General features: G+C 35.5%; 18 protein-coding genes. 6 read left to right on the top strand and 12 right to left on the bottom strand.

The genetic code is table 11. The features are described 5' to 3' along the window. Positions 1 to 24: 24 nt before the first annotated feature. From DRF65_RS01135 to DRF65_RS01120, 4 genes are all read right to left on the bottom strand, one after another. Complete coding sequence (locus DRF65_RS01135) at positions 25 to 375, bottom strand: DUF1801 domain-containing protein (RefSeq protein WP_115968165.1); 351 nt, start codon at positions 373 to 375, stop codon at positions 25 to 27. 22 nt (positions 376 to 397) lie between these two features. Continuing rightward, positions 398 to 2236 carry an ABC transporter ATP-binding protein gene (locus DRF65_RS01130; RefSeq protein ID WP_115968164.1) on the bottom strand — a complete coding sequence of 613 codons (1839 nt, stop codon included), beginning with the start codon at positions 2234 to 2236 and terminating at the stop codon, positions 398 to 400. A 236-nt stretch (positions 2237 to 2472) separates the two neighbouring features. Further along, positions 2473 to 3396, bottom strand: a complete 924-nt coding sequence (locus DRF65_RS01125) for a M28 family peptidase (protein ID WP_115968162.1) — start codon at positions 3394 to 3396, stop codon at positions 2473 to 2475. 156 nt (positions 3397 to 3552) lie between these two features. Next, positions 3553 to 3942: a DUF4293 family protein gene (locus DRF65_RS01120; protein ID WP_115968160.1), complete on the bottom strand. Its 390-nt coding sequence runs from the start codon at positions 3940 to 3942 to the stop codon at positions 3553 to 3555. Between the two features lie 143 nt (positions 3943 to 4085). Here DRF65_RS01120 and rho point away from each other — a divergent pair, with 143 nt between their 5' ends. Both rho and DRF65_RS01110 read left to right on the top strand, forming a co-directional pair. Then, positions 4086 to 5924, top strand: a complete 1839-nt coding sequence (rho, locus tag DRF65_RS01115; protein ID WP_115968159.1) for a transcription termination factor Rho — start codon at positions 4086 to 4088, stop codon at positions 5922 to 5924. A 199-nt stretch (positions 5925 to 6123) separates the two neighbouring features. After that, on the top strand, positions 6124 to 6720 hold the full coding sequence (locus DRF65_RS01110; protein ID WP_115968157.1) for a superoxide dismutase: 597 nt from the start codon (positions 6124 to 6126) through the stop codon (positions 6718 to 6720). A 69-nt stretch (positions 6721 to 6789) separates the two neighbouring features. Here DRF65_RS01110 and DRF65_RS01105 read toward each other — a convergent pair whose 3' ends face one another. From DRF65_RS01105 to DRF65_RS01095, 3 genes are all read right to left on the bottom strand, one after another. Continuing rightward, positions 6790 to 8289 (bottom strand): T9SS type A sorting domain-containing protein, encoded by a 1500-nt coding sequence (locus DRF65_RS01105; protein WP_115968155.1) that lies wholly within the window; start codon positions 8287 to 8289, stop codon positions 6790 to 6792. A 330-nt stretch (positions 8290 to 8619) separates the two neighbouring features. Then, on the bottom strand, positions 8620 to 9006 hold the full coding sequence (locus DRF65_RS01100; protein ID WP_228438473.1) for a DUF6146 family protein: 387 nt from the start codon (positions 9004 to 9006) through the stop codon (positions 8620 to 8622). 86 nt (positions 9007 to 9092) lie between these two features. After that, entirely contained in the window at positions 9093 to 10292 is a 1200-nt protein-coding gene (locus DRF65_RS01095) for an endonuclease/exonuclease/phosphatase family protein (RefSeq protein WP_115968153.1), read from the bottom strand. Positions 10293 to 10705: 413 nt separating this feature from the next. On the opposite strand from DRF65_RS01095, the gene DRF65_RS01090 reads away from it, so the two are divergent. Together DRF65_RS01090 and DRF65_RS01085 are read left to right on the top strand one after the other, a co-directional pair. Continuing rightward, a complete protein-coding gene (locus tag DRF65_RS01090; protein WP_115968152.1) occupies positions 10706 to 13441 on the top strand; it encodes a TonB-dependent receptor in 2736 nt (911 codons plus the stop codon). An 11-nt stretch (positions 13442 to 13452) separates the two neighbouring features. Next, the gene (locus DRF65_RS01085; RefSeq protein WP_115968150.1) at positions 13453 to 15666 is read left to right on the top strand and encodes a DUF5689 domain-containing protein; all 2214 of its coding nucleotides are present in this window, start codon (positions 13453 to 13455) and stop codon (positions 15664 to 15666) included. A 449-nt stretch (positions 15667 to 16115) separates the two neighbouring features. Here DRF65_RS01085 and DRF65_RS01080 read toward each other — a convergent pair whose 3' ends face one another. The 5 genes from DRF65_RS01080 to DRF65_RS01060 all read right to left on the bottom strand — a co-directional run bounded on the left by DRF65_RS01080 (position 16116) and on the right by DRF65_RS01060 (position 19735). Next, positions 16116 to 16586: a DUF6702 family protein gene (locus DRF65_RS01080; RefSeq protein WP_228438434.1), complete on the bottom strand. Its 471-nt coding sequence runs from the start codon at positions 16584 to 16586 to the stop codon at positions 16116 to 16118. Between the two features lie 58 nt (positions 16587 to 16644). Then, positions 16645 to 17382, bottom strand: coding sequence for an LOG family protein (locus DRF65_RS01075; protein ID WP_115968641.1), 738 nt, complete (start codon positions 17380 to 17382; stop codon positions 16645 to 16647). A gap of 24 nt (positions 17383 to 17406) precedes the next feature. After that, the gene (locus DRF65_RS01070; protein WP_115968146.1) at positions 17407 to 18120 is read right to left on the bottom strand and encodes a nucleotidyltransferase family protein; all 714 of its coding nucleotides are present in this window, start codon (positions 18118 to 18120) and stop codon (positions 17407 to 17409) included. A 103-nt stretch (positions 18121 to 18223) separates the two neighbouring features. Continuing rightward, a complete protein-coding gene (locus DRF65_RS01065; protein WP_115968145.1) occupies positions 18224 to 18631 on the bottom strand; it encodes a RapZ C-terminal domain-containing protein in 408 nt (135 codons plus the stop codon). Between the two features lie 78 nt (positions 18632 to 18709). Then, entirely contained in the window at positions 18710 to 19735 is a 1026-nt protein-coding gene (locus DRF65_RS01060) for an aminoglycoside phosphotransferase family protein (RefSeq protein ID WP_115968143.1), read from the bottom strand. Between the two features lie 260 nt (positions 19736 to 19995). Between DRF65_RS01060 and xrtF the strand changes: the two genes are divergently transcribed. Continuing rightward, positions 19996 to 20526, top strand: a complete 531-nt coding sequence (gene xrtF, locus DRF65_RS01055) for an exosortase family protein XrtF (RefSeq protein ID WP_115968141.1) — start codon at positions 19996 to 19998, stop codon at positions 20524 to 20526. Further along, complete coding sequence (locus DRF65_RS01050) at positions 20513 to 20944, top strand: exosortase F system-associated membrane protein (protein WP_115968140.1); 432 nt, start codon at positions 20513 to 20515, stop codon at positions 20942 to 20944. The genes xrtF and DRF65_RS01050 overlap by 14 nt, the downstream gene beginning before the upstream one ends. The last annotated feature ends 9 nt before the right edge of the window (positions 20945 to 20953 follow it).

Below are 20953 nucleotides of genomic sequence, written 5' to 3'. Positions count from 1 at the left end.
AAATCATGAAAAAAGAAAATAGATTTATCCTTTAATATACGGCTTTACTTCATTCAGTAAGCTCAATATAAATTCAACGGGTAAATCCTGTTCCACGTCAATTAAAAGGATTTTAAACTTTTTTCTCCCATCCTGTGTCAGTTCGGGATAATCTAACTTATCACCGTGATAAAAACTTAGGTAATGCTTTTTGTATTTTTTGCTGTAATAGAAATAGCACAGCATTTTCTTTTTGTATTTGATAAACGGAAGGCCAAAGCTGAAAGTTTCTGTAATATTTTCAGGGTCTGAAGCCAGAATGGTTTCCCGTAAAAAAAGAAGAGTACTTCTTTCAGGCTCTTCGATTCTGTAGAAATACTCTTGTATTGGGTTCATTTTAAAATTAATTTAGAAACGTTTAGTCAAAATTCTGGAGTTCAACAAGTTTGTTATACATTCCTTTTTTGGCGATAAGATCGTGGTGAGTTCCCTGTTCTACGATGGTTCCTCTTTCCATCACTACAATCCAGTCTGCTTTTTGAATTGTCGAAAGACGGTGAGCAATCACAAGAGAGGTTCTGTTTTCCATCATCTTCTCCAGAGCATCCTGTACAAATCTTTCAGATTCCGTATCCAGTGCTGAAGTAGCTTCATCCAGGATCATGATCGGTGGATTTTTCAAGACAGCTCTTGCGATGGAAACCCTTTGTTTCTGACCTCCGGAAAGCTTGTTTCCATCGTCTCCGATATTGGTATCATATCCATCAGATAAGCCTGTAATGAAAGCATCTGCATTTGCGATTTTAGCTGCTTCAATGATCTCTTCTCGGGTAGCGTCAGGTTTACCCATCAGAATATTGTTGTAAACAGAATCATTGAACAATACAGATTCCTGCGTTACCATTCCCAGAAGCTGGCGGTATTCCTGTAGTTTTAAATGTTTAATATTGACACCGTCAACCAGAATTTCTCCTTCAGAAACATCATAGAATCTTGCTAAAAGGTTGGCGATAGTTGTTTTTCCACTTCCACTCTGTCCAACCAATGCAACAGTTTTCCCTTTAGGAATTGTTAAATCAAAGTTTTTAAGGATCAGATTGGCTTTATCATAGTAGAATCCAATATTTTTGAATTCAATATTGCTGTTAAGGGTTGAGATGGAAACCGGTTCTGCAATTTCCTCGATTTTTACATCTGCATCCAGAATTTCCAATACTCTTTTCAGAGAAGCTTCTCCTTTTTGTACATTAGAAATAGAGGATGACAGACTCTTTGCCGGAGGTAGGATCTGGAAGAACATTCCAAGGAATACAAGGAAATCAGCCGGTGAGATGCTTTGTTCTACAATAATCTGTTTTCCTCCATACCAGGCAATGATCAGAAAGGTAATGGAACCTAAAAATTCGCTCATTGGCGATGCAAGCTCTTTCTTTTTACCTAAGCTGATAGAACTGGAAATCCATTTGTTCATTGATTTCATGAAACGGTTATCCATGATCTTTTCCGCATTAAAAATCTTAATAACCTTTGATGACTTTAAAGTTTCGTCTACAATAGAAAAGATCGTACCCAATTCATGCTGCGCTTCGTGAGAATCTTTTTTAAGACTTTTCCCGATCAGTGCAATCATGGTTCCCATTACAGGAAGTACGAGAAGAGAGAAAAGAGTCATTTCCGGACTCAGAAAGAATAAGGTAACCAATGTACTGATCAGCATGAAAGGAGCATTGATAAGTTCTATTAAACTTCCCAAAATATTCCCTTCAACATCGCCTACGTCATTAGACATACGGGACATCATATCTCCCTTTCTGCTCTCTGTAAAGAATGAAACCGGTAAAGAAAGAATCTTTCTGTACATCGCACCACGAAGGTCTTTGGTAACTCCTACACGGTAATTGATCAACAGTAAAGACCCAAAATATCGGAATGCATTTCTTAACAAGAACATAAATGCAGTGATCACACACAGCCAGGCAAGAACAGTAAGGGCACCATGGGTACTTACTAAAGACTGAACATAATAGTTTGAATATTCTTTTATATAAGTGAAAAAATCTGTGATGTCACCGGAATAAACAGGGGGAGTTTCATATTTTTCAGGCTTTATTGTACCAAACAACATTCCTAAAACCGGTAAAATAGTTCCTAAGGAAGCAATCTGAAATAAAGAATACAGAATATTGAAAAATAAACTTCCGTAGATATATTTTTGATGGGGCCTCGCGAACCTCAGTATTTTTTTATACTCATTCATTCAATGAAAAATTTGGATAGCAAAATTACGTAAAATTAGAAGATAAGACGTTCTTAATCCTGTTTTACTTTAAATGATAAGTTTCAAAATTGATGTTTTTGTTACAATGCCTTGAAATAAAGTAAGTAAGAATTAAAAAAGGGGGTTGGATATTGTAGGATGATAAGGGGGATTCTGCTTTCCGGTAAAATAAAAATAAAACCGCCTGGATGGCGGTTTTTTTATAGAAGTATGAATTAATTAAAACTTACCTGATCGTTATATTTCGGAGCAAAGTTTTTTGGATTTAACTGATCCAGTGTTTTTCCAAAATTATTGATGATCCGGGTCATATTATCAACATCAACAATACTGATGTCATCGTTTACATGATGGTAATGAGTCGCCTTAGTCATATCAACAGTTGAAAATGAATGGGCAATAATTTTCTTTTTTACAAAGCTGACATTATCTGAACGATAAAAAAGCTGTTGTTTTGCGTAAGGATCAGCATTGATTTTTAATCCGTTCGCTGCATGCTTATTGAATAATTCATCAAGATCTGAGAAACCATCTCCTGTCATATATAACGCATTTTTTCCCCATTGAGATTCTGTAGCAACCATTTCAAAATTGAATAGAGCAGCCATATTACTGTAAATCTTATCAAGATTTTTATCCTCAGAGATAGCCTGAGATCCCAGCATTCCTTTTTCTTCTCCATTAAAGGCAATGAAAACCATTGAAAATTCCGGCTTTTTATTTTTGAAATAATCAGCGATGCCTACCAATGTTGTAATTCCGCTGGCGTCATCATCAGCTCCATTATAAATATTATCCCCACTTTTATCGTTGGTTCCGATATGATCAAAATGTCCTGAGAAACCAAGATTTTTATCAGATTTACCTTTCTTTATACCACAAACATTATAGGCTGTTTTGCCGTTATAATCAAAAGGGATAAGGTATGAGTTTCCTGTGCAGAATTCAAGGTTGTTTTCCTTGAAAAGAGTAGCAATATAATTAGCTGCATTATCATTTTCAGGAGTTCCGATCTCTCGCCCTTTCATTTCATCGGATGCCAGAGTGGAAATGACGGTTTTTACTCTTTCTTTAGAAACTTCCTGTGCAAAAGCAGATATAGAGAATAGTGATAAAGTAAGATAAGTTAGCTTTTTCATAGTCTTTAATTAAAAGTTAAAAGATCTGTCGTCTTTTTGATCAAAATGTTGCATGGAAGTTACATAAATTAATTGATCCGGGTAGGTAGTAGGGATGTACAAATAAAAAACAGCTCCTGAAAAGGAACTGTTCTCACTCAAAAAATCGTTGTAAGGTTACCGAAGTCTGTCTACAGATTTCACGAGCCTCTCATCTTTACGGATGTATACATTTGCTATAAGCAGACATATTACCGCAATTAATGGGAAAATCGGCTCAATACCCTTCTCAGGAAAATTAATTCCTCCGGATAAGCTTAGCAGCCAGTACGCCAATACACCAATCAACAAAGCGTTTATAATGATGCTGATGGTATTCAGCAAAATTTGTCTTTTTCTGTTTTTAAAACTGAAGATACTTAATGACCCAGTGATGACAAGGATTATACATCCTATATTAAGTACAGGGATACTGTCGGAAATCACAACATCCTGTCCCGTTATAAAAAGGAAAACAGCAGCGAAGACTGCTAATAAAGTCCATATAGTTTGTATTCTCTGTAGCATTGAATATTAAATTCTTGGCAAAAATAACATAAATTTTGCACAATTCAAAAATAAGTGTAGATTTGCATTATACAATGTACTTGAAAACCAAAGTCACCGGACTTACTTTTCTTACTCACAATTAATTACATTTTTACATAAATATGTTTAACATAGAAACGTTAAGGTCAAAATCCGTAACGGAACTGACTAAAATCTTAAAGGATTTGGGCGTTAAAGTTGCAAGAAATAGCAATGATAATGATAAGATCTTTGCAATTCTTGACTTTCAGGCTTCTAATCCTAAAGTATCAAAAGATTATTTCAACGCCACGGAAACCAGCACCAATACTGAAGAAGCTCCCGCAGAAAAACCTGTAAAGGCTCCGGTAAAAAAAGCTGCTCCAAAGAAAGCCCCAGCAAAACCAAGGGCAAATGCGAAAGCACCGGCAGAACCAATAGTAGAGGAAAAAGTAGAAGAAAAAACGCCGGTCGCTGAAGAAGTAAAAACAGAAGAGCCTATAGCTGAAGCAGTAGAAGCAACAGTAAATGAAGAATCATCTGCAGCTAATTCAGCTAAGAAAAAAAGAAAAAGAGTTTCTACCAATACAGGAAATACAGAAACTTCCCAGGAGAAAACAGAAGCTCCTAAAAATACAGAATCTCAAGAGCCTGCCCAGGCAGAAGAAAAGCCTAACAATACGCCTCCTCAGCAACCACAGGCTAACAGACCTCAAAAAGGACACAACCATCCACAGAACAGTGGAAACCAACATAAAAACCAAAACCCAAACCAGCACCAGCATCAAAACCAACACCAAAATCAGAATCAAAACAGACATTCTGAAAAGGCAGAGGAGCAGCATGACCATAAAAAAGAATTCAGTTTCGATGGAATGGTAAGCATTGAAGGGGTGTTGGAAATTTTACCTGATAACTACGGATTTTTACGTTCATCAGACTTTAGCTATATCTCTTCTCCTGATGATGTGTATGTTTCTACAGCGCAAATCAGAAATTATGGGTTGAAAACAGGAGATACCGTTAAAGGAATTGTAAGACTTCCAAAAGAAGGTGAAAAATATTTTTCACTATTAAAACCTACAGAAGTAAACGGACGTGATCTTGCATTTATTAAGGATCGTGTTGCATTTGAATATCTTACACCGCTTTTCCCTGAAGAGAAATTCAATCTTGCAGGAAGTGATTCTACCATTTCGACAAGAATAGTAGATTTATTTGCACCTATTGGTAAGGGACAGAGAGCAATGATTGTTGCACAGCCTAAAACAGGTAAGACGATGTTGCTTAAAGATATTGCCAATTCTATCGCTGCTAACCACCCTGAGGTATACATGATGGTCCTTCTGATTGATGAACGTCCGGAAGAGGTTACTGATATGGAAAGAAGCGTAAATGCAGAAGTTATTGCTTCTACATTTGATGAAGCTGCTGAAAAGCATGTGAAAGTAGCTAACCTTGTTCTTGCCAAAGCACAAAGAATGGTTGAGTGCGGACATGATGTTGTAATCTTACTGGATTCAATTACGAGATTAGCAAGAGCATACAATACTGTGACTCCGGCATCTGGTAAAGTTCTTTCTGGTGGGGTAGATGCTAACGCTCTTCACAAGCCGAAAAGATTCTTTGGAGCAGCAAGAAAAATTGAAGGTGGTGGTTCTTTAACTATCATAGCCACTGCACTTATTGATACCGGTTCAAAAATGGATGAAGTGATCTTTGAAGAATTCAAAGGTACCGGTAACATGGAACTTCAGCTGGACAGAAAAATTGCTAACAGAAGAATTTATCCTGCTATTGACTTAATTTCTTCGAGTACCCGTAGAGATGATCTTCTTCTGGATGAAGTAACTTCTCAGAGAATGTGGATTTTTAGAAAGTATCTTTCTGAAATGAATCCTGTGGAAGCAATGGAATTTGTAAATAAAAACATCAAAGGAACTCTTAACAATGAAGAATTCCTGATGTCTATGAATAAATAAATTTAATATTGTTAAATAGAAAGCACGGGTCCTCAGGATTCGTGCTTTTTAGTTTAATATTTGTAATTTTAAAAAAAATAAAATTTAATTCATTCTAAATCAATATATCAATGTTAAAGATTTATTAAAGTAATCCCCAATCTTTGATAGTACCTTAAATATTGGCTAATTTTGAAGTATAACATTAAAAATAAAGATTATGTCATTTGAATTACCAAAATTAGGATATGCATATGATGCATTAGAACCTACGATCGATGCAAAAACTATGGAAATCCACTATACGAAACATCACCAGGCGTATATTGACAATTTAAATAAAGCAATAGAAGGAACTGATTTAGCAGGGAAAACTATTGAAGAGATCTGCCAGACAGGAACTGATAAACCGGCAGTACGAAATAATGGAGGTGGACATTTCAACCACTCTTTATTCTGGGAAATTTTAACTCCTGGCGGAAGCAATGAGCCTGTAGGAAATGTAAAAGCTGCTATCGAAAATTACGGTGGTCTTGAAAAATTCAAAACTGATTTTTCTGAAGCTGCTAAAACAAGATTCGGTTCAGGATGGGCCTGGTTAGTAAAAAATGCTGATGGTTCTGTATCTGTTTCTTCTACACCAAACCAGGATAACCCGTTAATGCCTGTTGCAGACGTTAAAGGAACTCCGGTATTAGGATTAGACGTTTGGGAGCACGCTTATTATTTAAACTACCAGAACAGAAGACCTGACTATGTTTCTGCATTCTTCTCTGTAGTAAACTGGGATAAGGTAGAAGAATTATTTAACAAATAATTTTCAGCTATTATAAAAATAAAAGGTTCAGAATTTTCTGAACCTTTTTTAGTTTGATAAATTTTAAATTTATCTTTTTATTATTTTCTGTGTGAACACTTCGTTGCCTGAATTTACTTTTACAATATAGGTATTGGATGGTAATGAATGAATATCAACGGCTATTTCTTTTTCGTTAGTGAATGACTTTTCAAAAACAATCTTACCATTGATGTCATTAATTTCCAGGGCTCCTGAGCGTACTTTGTCGAGCGATACGATAAATATCCCATTATTGGGGTTCGGTGACACCTGAATGTTCTTCGGTCTGCTATTTTCCTTCTGCTTAGCTTTTGTGTGGTTAGGATCTGCATTAAGATCGATGCGGTAATCCTTATCTTTTGGTCTTGCAAACTTAGCTGCAGGATTGGAAATAGTTGTGTTTGTTCGCAAATTCTCACAGTACATAAAATCGTAAGGAGAAGTAATACTGTTTTCAGCATGAATTCCATCATTATTACCGCCAAGAGAATAAACAAGCTCAATAATGAATTTGTATTGTCCTGAAGGCGGATTGGTAAGATCTGCCTGATTTACTGTAAATTCAAACTCATTGGGGTTAGGGAAATTAACTGTTGCAGATGTTGGATAAACTGCACTTGTTGCTATATCTAACAGGGATAGCTGAAAGTTGACGATGTTAGCTCCTTGTGGAATTGCATAGTTTCCATTGATATGTAGCGGAAAGCTTACTGGGATTTTACAGGAACGAGCTTGATAGGTGAAATCGACATAAGCTGTATTCATTTTACAGATGTCATTACTTAATGAAGATATTTCAGTATTCGTTAAGGTAAAATTTGTCTTATTCAGATAAAATCTAGGGAGTAGATTGTGATCCGGATCATCATTGTACTGTTCAATATTTCCGGTATATGAACCTCCACGGCTGGCAATGTTGGCTGCAGCTTCTATGTATGGTGCATAATCACTTACATGTACCACGATGAATTTTGCACTTCTGTCCATTTTAAACTTTGTAAAGGCTGAAAAAGCATTGTCCTCATGCAGTCCGTTGGGAGGATTGAAGTTGACCAAATAAGAACCATTGCTAAAGCTGCCGTTGGCTCTTTCTGCATCAGAAAATAAGATGATCACTAATGGTCTCTCACGGTGCCTATCTAATGATTTCTGTTGACTTACAATATCAGGATGTGGATAATGGTCAAGGGCTGCTCCTATTAAGCTAACTGCATCATGAAAATGGTCACCATTTCCTAATCTTCTTGAGAATGTTTGAGCAGTTGCCAGATCATTGGTGAAATTAGATTCTATATAAATTCTAGGGACAGAAGGGCTCATTCCTGGAAAATCTGTTCCATAGTGTACTACAGAAACCCGATTATCCCGGTTGCATTTTAAAATCTGTTCCATGAGCTTTCTTGTGGAAACAGTCATTTGATTGAAGGCTACGTCACTTATAGAACCACTGTTGTCCAGGCAAAAAATGATATCACTTCCTGTTTGTGAGTAGAATGGTGTCCATGATAGTAGAATTGAAAATAAGATAAGTTTACATATATTTTTCATAATTCACAGATTTTAAATGTTGTTAAAAAATGAATTGATGTAAAACTCTGTCCGGTGTCGGGACTCCTGGAGTTGAGAAAATGGGGGCATGGCTAGAAAGCACGCCGTAAGCGATAGGTTTTTCATGGTCTTAAATTTTGTTTATGGTTGTTATTCACTGAAAATCAAAATTCAGTGATATACAAATATATTAAAACTTAAGTATAATTTTATTTAATATTAAATAATTAAAGTATTTATTTTATAATTTTGTCTATTAAAAATTATTTAATTCTATTTTAGTTATTTTATTGTGAAATTTTTTCTAAAACATTAATAATGTGTAGTAATTTATATTCTGATTTCACTTCCGGATAAACCGGTCATTCTTAATCCATACTTCCAGTTTACATACGCAAATACCTGATACAGCTTATATTCGAATTTTATTCCGTAATTCTCTCTGGGATTATAATCTATTCCGGATTCTATGATGTTTCTATATTGTCCGGTGCTGTAATAGCTATTCCATTCATTCACGAGAAATGTATTTTTTGTCTTCAGAAAAGATTCTGAATATTGGCTGATTGGCTTTGCTATGGCATTGAGGAAATAATCAAACTCAGTGTCAATAACGGTAAGGTCCCATTCTCCATCGTCGTTTTTAGACGGTTTCATTTCATGCTGTGCTTTATCTTTTTTTGAGCTGTTTTGTTGTGAAAGGCAGCCGAATGAGATAAAGGCAATACTAGAATATTAAAACAATATTTTTCATGACTTTTAAGGATATAAAAAAAGCACTCCAATAAGAGTGCCTTTCTGTATTATTTTTTAATATATTCTTTCTGAACTACGGAAACTGCTGGGAAGTGGTCACTGTATCCGCCTGTGAACCTATCTCCATCCCAGGAACGTAAAGGATATCCTTTCCATTGTCCTTCTTTGTTTACCAGGTAAGCCGGTGCATAGATCTCAGCTTTAAATATGGTATAAGTAGGAGTGATTTTTTCAGGAGAATAAAGATTTCTCGAAACAATGATCTGGTCAAATAAGTTTGGAGCATCTCTGTAAGCAAGAGAAGCTACCCCTGCCTTATATAATTTATACATTAAGTTATAGTAAGGAGTTTTGTCAGATAATTCACTTGGATCACCTACAGCTGCCAAATGTTTTTTCAAACTTGGGCTTACCGGGTCATCATTATAATCACCCATTGAGAATAATTTGATACCAGGATTTTCTGCGGTTACTTTATCCATTTCCTCTTTCAGTACAGTAGCTGCTGTATTTCTTTTAGCAAGAGAAATTGCCTCACCACCTCTTCTGGAAGGCCAGTGATTCATGAAAAGTCCTACTTTTTCACCATCCAATAATCCAATAGCAATTACAATATCTCTGGTGTATTCTCTTTTTCCGTTTTCATCATAGATTTTAATTTCTTTCTTATAAGAATCCAAAACAGAGAATCTTCCTTTCTGATAAATAATGGCTACATCAATTCCTCTTGAATCATAAGAGTTGAAATGCACAATCCCATAGTTGCTTTTTGCTAAAGCAGGTTGCTTGATAAGGTCTTCAATCACCTGTCTGTTTTCTACCTCAATCAATCCTACGATGGCAGGGTTGTCATTTGTATATTGTCTTCCAAGCTCTGAAATTACCTTAGCTTCATTGGCTAATTTCTGATTGTAGTATTTTGATCCCCATCTTTTTGGGCTGTTGGTAGTAAAATCTTCAGATAAAAACTGTTTTCTGATCACTTTTTTCCCAATCAAAAGATCATCACTCCATTCACCTTTATAATCTTCTGTTGTTTCAAGATATTTAAGTGAATCTACAGGCACACTTCTGTGAAACTTAGGATTGGAACGGGGTAATGTTCCATCAATATAATCTGCTGAAGGAATAGTGTCCCAAAGGTTTTCTACATTCAGGAATGCGACAGCTGCTCTCTTTACCTGTCTCTGTTGTGAGAAAGCAGAACCAAAGCAAAACAGGGCGGCAATGATTAAATATTTTTTCATATTCTTAGTATATTCAAAAAATTGAGGGGTAAAATTACTAATTTTATATAAGAATAAAGATTAAAATGATCTGAGTTTAATTTAACAAAAGGTTAAGCTTACTATAAAAACATCTGAAATAAACCTATTACAGGGTGTTATTTGATAGGTCAGGAAGTTATTTGTCATTTATATAATGTTAAAAAATGAACGTTTTATTGAGGATTAAAAATAGTAAGCTCATAATGTTGGTGACTTTTATTAAAACCTATAGCTGTTTTTTGTGATTGATTAAAATTGGAGCATATTTTTAGGATAATTACAGTGCGTTAAGAAAAATTAATAGAATAAATAACTAAAAATGTTTGAGTTAATGAAAATAGTCCTAAATTTGTTGCCCCTTAAATAAAGAAGGAGTTAAAAATAAGTTTATTATGATTAAAAAACTATCCCTAATCTCTTTGTTTACTTTAATGCCTGCCTCTTTTTATTTTGCACAAACTACTGTTTTTGCGTATGTTAAAGATCAGGATGGTAAGCCTATAGAGAAAGCAGAAGTAGATCTAGCACAGTCCACCGGCGACACATCTGTGGATAAAATTGGATACTTCCAGTTTGTGGATTTAAAACCTGGCCACTATCTAATCACAGTGACAAAACCAAACTTTGAGTCTAAGATCTTAGAGTTTGATGTAGCTGCAGATGAGAAGAGAAAAGATTTAGGTGTTATTACACTTAATTACAACTTAGGATCAGATGCAGGAGTAATAGTTATTGATGACTCTGCAAATGATACCGAAGATGGAGGCTCATCAATGCAGCCTACTGTAGGACTTTTAAGCTCAGGAAGAGATGCTTTCCAGAATGTTTCCGCTTTTGAACTGGGTGCTTACTGGTTCAGACCAAGAGGGGTAGACAACAGATTTGAGGATGTTCTTTTTAATGGTGTTTCCATGTCTAAAAATGATGATGGAAAAGTAGACTTTAATAACTGGGGAGGTCTTAATGATGTAACGAGATATCCTTATGAAAATGTAGATAACATCACTCCTTCAGAGTATACTTTTGGTAATTTGGGAGGTGCTGTTTATTATAATACAAGAGCATCCAGCTATAGAAAACAAACTTCATTAGCGTATTCATTTACCAACAGAAGCTACTTACACAGAGCCATTGCTACTTATTCTTCCGGTCTTTCTAAAAGCGGTTGGGCATTTACGTTCTCAGCAAGCAGAAGATGGGGAGACAGAGCAATTCTGGATGGAGTGTATCAGGATGCTTATGCTTATTTTGCTTCTATTGAGAAGAAATTCAGCGATAGACACTCTCTTAATTTAACGGCTTTTGGATCTCCTACTTATAGAGCTTCCAATGCTCCAAATACTCAGGAGGTTTATGACCTTATGGGGAAAAATTATAACTCATACTGGGGATGGCAGGATGGAGAAAAGAGAAACTCCAGAATCAGAAACGTGTATGAGCCGGTATTCATGTTAACAGATTACTTAAAAATAGGTAAAAACTCTAACTGGACCAATACGGTTTCCTATCAGTTCGGTAGCGATGCGAGAAGTAGATTAGACTGGTTCCACGCTGCAGATCCAAACCCTACATACTACAGAAAATTACCAAGCTACGGTCTCTTGACTGCTGATGAATTCAGACAGCAATCTCAGATCGACTGGAATTATCTATATAATACGAACCGTATTAACAAGTTCGAAATGGATGGAATAACTTCCAGAGGAGCTTCTTATACCTTGATCGATGACGTTAACAAAGACAAAACTTTCAACTTTTCATCACACTTTGATACAAAGCTGAAAGATAACTGGAAGTTGAATGTTAATTTTAACTATCAGAATTTAAAGTCAGATAACTTCAGAAGAATTAATGATTTATTAGGAGCAGATTATGCGAATAATCTTAATCCTTTCAACAATGATGTAAGATACAATCTTGATGACACGAATACTCGAGTAAGAGTGGGAGACAGAACTCAATATTCTTACCAGTTGACCAGAAATCATTATTCATTGAATGTTTCTACTGAAATTGATTTCAAAAAATGGAATGTAGTAGCTTCCATATTTGCTTCGCAATCTGAATCTTACAGAAATGGAGATTATAGAAGTGGAATCGCTCAGTTTACCAATAACTCCAAAGGAAAAAGTGCTGTCTATAATGCTTTAGATGCTGGTATTAAAGGTAAAATTACCTATAAGATCAACGGTAAAAACTTTATCGTATATAACGGAGCATTCTTTAGCTTAGCTCCTACACTTAATGAGATCTATATCAACCCTAGGGTTTCAGATTTCCTGACTCCGGGTGTTAAGAATCAGATCATCAACTCAAATGATATCAGCTATATCATGAGAGGTCAGATCTTGAAATTAAGACTATCAGGATATTATACTACAATCAGCAACTCTACTGAATTAGCAAGATATTATGCGGCTGTTTCTACAGACTCAGGATCATATAATACATTGATTAATGAGGCAATGAGTGGCGCTGATAAGAGATATATGGGAGCTGAATTAGGGTTCGATGTAAAAATTACACCTACCATTAATGCGATAGGGGTAGCAAGTGTTGGTGAATACAAATTTACAAACACTCCACAGGTCTATTCAGTAGATGATCTTAATGGTTTCAGAAGCTATGGTGCTGCAAATATTAAAGATTACAAAGTGGCCGGTACTCCTCAGAAAGCATTCTCTTTCGGGTTAAAATACAATTCACCTAAATACTGGTGGGTAGGAGCCTCTGCTAACTATCTGATGGATCAGTATCTTGATTTCTCTGCGCTTAACAAAACGGCTGCAATGTACACGATTCCGGATTCCGGAGGTCTTATTTATGATGGGGCAACACCGGAAGTTATCCAGCAGCTTACTGCTCAGAAGAAATTTGATGACCAATTTATGCTGAACGCTAATGCCGGTAAATCTTTCCAATTTGGAAAATACAGAGTTGGGGTAAGTATTTCTGTGAATAACATCTTAAATAACAGAAACTATGTAACAGGTGGATTCGAGCAGGGTAGAGCAGCTAACTTTACAGATGCACTTGCTGAGTCTCAAAGAGCAACTCCTTATTTCGGACCAAAACTTTGGTATGACAGAGGAAGAACGTTCTTTACTAATGTTTATCTAAGATTCTAATAACGACTACAATGAAAAAATATAATTCAATTTTAAAATATATGTTTATCGCAGCTGCTTCTCTATGGATTACCGTAGGATGTGTGCATGATGATAAATATGATGAGCCTAATCTGGATGGATATCAGTGTGTTGCGGATTTTCAGGCTAATATGACGTTAAGCGACCTTAAAAAGAAGTTTACTGTAAATAACCCTACCGGAGCTGCTTATGTTTTCCCTGCAGATAAACCTAATGATCCAAGTGATGATTTGTATATTGAGGGATATGTTTCTTCTACAGATGAAACCGGGAATATCTATAAAACGATCTATATTCAGGATGCATTGGAAAATCCTACTCATGGGTTCACCATCAGTGTAGATATGGTAAGTTCTTATACAAGATTTCCTCAGGGATCTAAAATATATGTAAAAGTTAACGGTCTTGCAGTAGGTACCTACGGAGGAGTTGTTCAGCTGGGAGTAAAAACAGGAGCAGAATCAGCAATAAACGGAGTTTCCAGAATTCCTGAGAAATTAGCTCCAAAAGTAATTTCAAGATCTTGTACCACAAGAGGTAACATTAAGCCATTGGTAATCTCAATAGCAGATCTTAAAAGCAAAGAAGATCTAATTGGTTGTTTAGTTGAGCTGAATAATGTAGAATTTGATGCTAAAGCTTTATGTTCAAACTTTGCCCCTAATGGTCAGACAGTAGATAAAGTAATCGGTCAGAATTGGGACAACGTAGCCAAAGTTTACAAAAATACTGCCGTTGTAAGAAACAGTGGATATTCTTCTTTTGCAAATCAATATATTCCTGCTGGAAAAGGAAATTTCAAAGGAATCTTCAGTAAATTTCAATCAGGTTCTAATACGACTTACCAATTCTATATCAATAAAGTAAGTGACCTTGATATGGAAGGAGGACCATTAGGCCCGGATGGGAAAGATAAGCACTTCCCACGTCAGGATGATATTCAGGAAAATCCTTGTAGATTCAGCAATGCAAATCTTACGGCTAAAACGGTGGCAGACATCAAGCAGCTTGCAGGTGGATTAGCTCCAAACGGATTGGTACAGATTACAGGTAATTTCTATGTGAAAGCTCAGGTTACTGCTAATGATGAAGCAGGAAACTTATTCAAATATCTATACGTAGAAGATGCAACAGGAGGAATTAAGATCAATATCAATAAAACGGATCTATTCCAGGATGCCAGATTTAAAGTAGGCAAAGATCTGTTCATTAAATTAAATGGACTATACATCAGAAACGTAGCTGGTGAACTGCAGTTAGGTTCTAATGATGCAACTTCTGCTATCGGATACAGAATGAAAGAAGAAGATGTATACAAATATTTATACGATTCCAATGAACCTGCAAGAGCGGTTGTTGCTTCTGAAAGATCAATTTCTCAGTTAACGACTGCAGATGTAGGAAGATGGATCAAAATTAAAGATCTTGAATTCATTAACGGAGATCTGGGAAAAACATACGCTGATGGTACTGCTCTTTCTAACAGAACTTTAGAAGACTGCTCAGGAAAGACAATTACTTTAAGAACCAGCGGAAGAGGTATCTTTGCAGGAAAGGCTGCAAGTACAATTGAAGTTGCAGGTGGTAAAGGAGATGTATATGCTATTTTAAGTGTATTCAACGGGACTTACCAATTGTGGTTTACTAAGCTTCCTGATCTTCAGTTAACAAATCCTAGATGTGACGGAAGTATTTATACTCCACTTCCGGTTCTTTATAAGGATGATTTCGCTTCTGGTGGATTCAGTACAGACTGGACAACTGTAAACAAAGAAGGACCAAATCAATTCTGGGGAACTTCTAACCAAGGAAACGGAACAAACTACTATGCAATGATGAACGGTAATGCAGGAGGTGCAGGTAATAATTTTGTTAACGAAGACTGGTTGATCTCTAAAGCAGTTAGCTTAGTTGGAAAATCTAAAGCAGTAGTAACCTTTACTACAGACGTAAGATATGCAGGAAACGCAATACAGGTATTTGCTACAGATAACTATACAGGAGACGTAACAACTACAAACTGGACAACACTTCCGGCAATTCTGGATACCAATACCAATGCATTCGGAGATTGGATAAGTTCAGGAAATGTAGACTTAAGTGCTTTCTTAGGTAAAAATGTAAGAATCGCATTCAAATATACTTCTACAACATCTGCTGCTTCAACATGGGAAGTAGATGATTTCAAAATCAAAGGACAATAATTATTGTTTTTATAAATTGAAAACCGGCTCGGAAGAGCCGGTTTTTTTATGTTATGGTGAAAGGCGTCCCTATTGTTTTCCTGATTTCTTACATGATTAGCAATGAGTATCTCAACAGTATATTCTAATGAAAATATGATGTACAAAACTATAGGAAAGGTCATTGTAAGGGAGGATTTACGCTAGGAGGAGATGCCCTTGTTTCTTATAGCTCTACTGATATTAGGAATGGGCATATAATGCCACATCAATTTGAGATATACTTGTGGTGTCAGATATTATATTGAGCAAAAATAGGATGCCTATCCTTAAGGCTGGCTTTTAGGAAAAAATATTTTTCAATATGATGAGGATGATATTGAATATGAAGTAAGAATGTGTATGTATTGAGTAGATAATAACAAAAAACCACCGCAACAGCAGTGGTTTTATATTATAAGTTGTTTCATTTAAAAGGAAACTTCATTCACTTCTTTTCCTCTTTGAAAATTCATCATTTTCTGGCTGCCTTTATAAGCAACGCTGACCAGGTTGATCTGCTTAGGAAAAGCGCTTAAAAGAATCGTATTTTTAATCTTTAGGGTAGTGATATCAGAAACCCCTCCGGTTTCAAAATACACCCATACAGTTTCTCCGCTTATCTGACTTCCGGTGAAGGTAATTGTTTTGGGAGCACCATTGACAAATACATCAAAATTATTGTTCACATATTTTTTCACTTCTGCTTCAAATCCTGCTGTGTTGGGATTGATTTTAATGGCATCAGAGATATGGCTTGTATTCATTTTTGTGGTAAACTTCAATGTCTTGCTTCCATCAATATAATCCACTTTGGTCATTGAAGAGAAAAAGTCTACATACATAAAACTCATTAACACAAAAAATGTTAAAATTCCTGATATATATAAAAGTTTTTTCATCTTAATTAATAGATTTACAATCATTCTTGCTAGTTATAGTTCACAAATAATATGCCAATTAAAAATTTACATTCACAGAATACTTATCATAAAAAGCTTTAATGTGTGCTACTGCCTCATCAGCAGTGTCTACCACACGATAAAGATCAAGATCATCTTCTGCAATCATTCCTTCTTTTAATAAGGTTGCCTTAAACCAGTCTAATAATCCACCCCAGAATTCAGTCCCCACCAATACGATGGGAAATTTACCGATTTTATTGGTTTGAATCAAAGTCATCGCTTCAGTAAGTTCATCCAATGTTCCGAAACCTCCCGGCATTACTACAAAGCCTTGGGAGTATTTTACAAACATTACTTTTCTCACGAAAAAGTAATCGAAGTTCATAGAATAGGATTTATTGATATAAGGATTGAAATGCTGTTCAAAAGGAAGATCGATATTAAGCCCGATGGATTTTCCTTTAGCATTAAAAGCTCCTTTATTTCCTGCCTCCATGATTCCCGGACCACCACCGGTAATAATTCCGAAACCTAGTTTTGTAATTTTCTCAGCAATTTCCACGGCCATGTCATAGTACTTATTTTCCGGCTTCAGACGTGCTGAACCAAATATAGATACACATGGGCCTATTTTTGCCAGTTTTTCATAGCCATCTACAAATTCTGCCATGATCTTGAAGACCATCCAGCTGTCCTTCGTGATCGTTTCATCCCATGTTTTTTGTCTGAAACTATTGTGAAGCTTTGTTTCGTTGCTATCTAATTCCGGGTTTACTAGACTTTCATCCCTCATTCCATCAATTTCCATTTGTAAAAATTATTTAAAATGTTTTTCAGCCTCTATTACAGATTCTGGTCTTCCAACATCTATAAGAATGCTGTCATGCAGAAAACCATGAATATGTTCCGTCTGCATTAGATCCAGATATTCTTCCATAACGGAGAATTTACCTTTTCTTTTTATTTTTTCAAAGATGACAGGATTGATACAATGAACCCCACTGAAGGCAAGAGCTTTAAACCCTTTATTGAATTCAGCAAGTCTCTGTTCACCTGTTTGTACATTCAGCCAACCTCTTAATACCAAATCATCATTGAAAAGGAGTTTTCTTGAACTTTCACGATCCGAAACCGCTAAAGTAGCAAAATCTTTTATTTTTTTATGATACTCTACCAATTCATTAATATTGATCTCAGTTAAAATATCAGCATTTAAAATTAAAAAATCTTCTCCATGATCAAGAAATCTTCTGGCAAAAATCAAGCCGCCCCCGGTTTCCAACAATTCGTTGGTTTCGTCGGAGATTTCAATGTTACAGCCGAAGTTATCATTTTTATTTAAAAAATCAACAATCTGATCCCCAAAATGATGAATATTAATAACAAAATCTGTTATTCCGAAGCTTTTCAGATAATTGATATTTCTTTCCAAAAGAGGAATACCATTCACCTTAGCCAGAGCTTTAGGATGGTGATCTGTAAACGGCTTAAGCCTGGTGCCTTTTCCGGCAGCGAAAATAAGAGCCTTCATTTTTTATAATTGATAATAGATGAATGATAATGTTTCTGTGTATTAATAAATGAAAGTTAAAATTAAAGGATTAATTTATCATTTATCAATGATCGCTTATCATCTATTGATTTAGTTGTGGTTGTTCATCGTGATGAATGGTTATCACGGTTCCGTTGGGATATTTTTCTTTGATGAATTCAGCGATTTTTATAGCAGAGTATACGGATCTGTGCTGTCCGCCAGTACATCCGAAGTTGATCTGAAGATTTTCAAAACCTCTTGCCAGATAATCATCAATATTAATAGATACGAGAGATTTTATCAGTTCTAAGAACTTAGGCATTTCAGTTTTAGTTTCAAGATACTCCTGAACACCGATATCATTTCCCGTTTGGATTTTATATTCTTCAATTCTTCCGGGATTTAAAATTCCTCTGCAGTCAAAGGCAAAACCGCCTCCGTTTCCTGATTGATCTTTTGGAATTCCTCCTTTCTTGTACGAAAAACTGTGGATGTCTATGTGTAGCATTTTCTTTTTTATTTTATTATTTGGACTAGAACCACTAAGATATTTATAATCTTAATATTCTTAAAGCTTTAAAGCAGCTTACTGGTTCAAATTTAATATTTCTTTAATCTTCTGTTCTGTTTTACCAGAGGTCAATTGTTCAATGACTTTATTAAGTTCAGGATAATTTTTCATGTCTTCCCAGGAAGCCGCAAATTGTGTGATGTTTTGGATTCCTTTTTCAAGACTTGTCATAAAGTGTTGTTTCCTCTGAATTAAGCCTCTGAAGCCATACGCTCCCAGAACCTGAAGAAATCTCATCATCTGAATTGGTTTAACCGATTCTTTTAGTTGATCTTGAGTTCTTTGATCTTCAAACAGCTGGATGTAAAAATTCAGCATTTCATTTTTAAAGTCTTCAGGGAAATCAGCTTTAGCCTGAAAAAGGAATGAAATAACATCATACATCAAAGGACCTTTCATTGCCGATTGGTAATCGATAAAAGAAACTTCATCTTTTTCATTCACCATGATATTCCTTGCCTGAAAATCCCGGATCATAATGCCTTTGGGTTCCAGGTTTTCCACCAATGCTGATATCTTTTTAAATTCTTTCAGTAAAGTAGATTTATTATATTCCAGTTCCAGAACATCAGCTACAAAATTTTTAAAATAATAAAGATCATGAACAATAGGAAGTTCATCATAGCTTTCATATTCAAATGTGTTGGAGAAATCAATGATCTCCTGAGTCTGAATCTGTAGTGTAAAAAGTTTTTTCAGGGTTTGCTGTACCAAAGCTTTTACCCGAACTGATAAATGCTCTTCTGTAATGATCTCCGATAAGGTCTGTTTTCCTAAAAACTCCTGTACATACATTTTCCTGTCCTCTGAAATAGCGAGAATAGAAGGAGTGTTAAGATGAAGTTCAGAAAAAACACTGGAATAGTAAAGAAAACTTTCATTTTCCGGGATATTCTCATTGTAGGTGATAATGTATTGGTCAGTATCGGTTATGGCCAGAAAGTTGACCCTCGCAGAACCGCTTTGAGCTAAGGTGATGAATTCAGTGGATTTTTTACCGAGATGGGTTTCAAAAAATCGATTGGCGTTGTCAGAAGTCATAATAATATGGAAACAAATATACTAATTTAACACGAATAGTGTTAGGCTGGAAGAGGGAAGCTGGAAGAGGGGAGAATTAAGCATGAAAATATATGATGAGGCTTATTTTTGTAAGCTTTATTTGAAAGGTTTCGGGTAATTTTTCTTTGATTTATCACAGGGTAGTTGTTTTAAGCTTCCTATATCCGGTTTTTAATGGTATGTTTTAACTTTCTTGTTTCTCCTTCAGGTTATTACAGCCTAATTTTTATCTTTGTAATATGTTAAAGGACTTTAAGCCGGTGCTAGGAATTTTACTGCGCTTCATCATTATTTATCTGGTGTTGCTTGTTGCGTATCAATTTTATCTCAATGCGGGTAAGGATTCCGGTTTGGATCCTTTTTCAGAAATTATTGCCGACCAGGCGAGTGCGGTACAAAATGTTTTAGGTTATCCTTCCCAACTGTACAATGATGTGAAGAATGAGCAGGTCTGGTTTTATGTAAAGAAGCAATATGTAACAAGAATGGTGGAAGGCTGTAATGCTATTTCTGTCATGATCCTCTTTGTATCCTTTGTTTTTGCTTTTTATAAAGGAGCTAAAACATTTGTTTTTGTGCTGACGGGGCTGGTTTTACTTTATATTATCAATCTTTTACGGATTGTAGGATTAAATATTGTGATGGCAGAACACAAAGAATATGGTAAGATGTTCCATGATTTTGTTTTTCCGGCAGCGATTTATGGTAGTGTGGTTTTACTTTGGTTAATCTGGATTAAATTCTTTGCTTTAAAACATGAAAATTCTTAGTTGGCTTCTGGTTATTTCAGGCATCTGTGGCTTGATAGGAGTAAGGGTAATGGAAGATAAAATATTTTATGATCCGTTTCTGGATTACTTCCATGAGGCCAATAAAAATATTGCATTTCCTGCATTTGAATGGGGTAAATTAGTGGGAGGCTATCTTTTTAGATTTGCTCTTAATTTGTTTTTCTCATGCCTGATTATTCAGGGCTTATTTAAAAATAAACAATGGACTATACAGGGCGCTTTGATGATTCTTATCATTTTCCTGATTACGTTTCCTATTTATCTGTATTGTATTCAGAACAGATTTGAAATTGGGTATCTTTTTTCTTTTTATATGAGAAGATTTGTGATTCAGCCCTTAATTATACTGCTGATTGTTCCGATGTTTTACTATAGAAAACAAATGGATCGTAAATAAAGAAGGCTG

This window comes from Chryseobacterium pennae (assembly GCF_003385515.1).
In the GTDB taxonomy this organism is placed as follows: domain Bacteria; phylum Bacteroidota; class Bacteroidia; order Flavobacteriales; family Weeksellaceae; genus Chryseobacterium; species Chryseobacterium pennae.
This window is presented reverse-complemented; position numbering and strand designations above follow the sequence as displayed.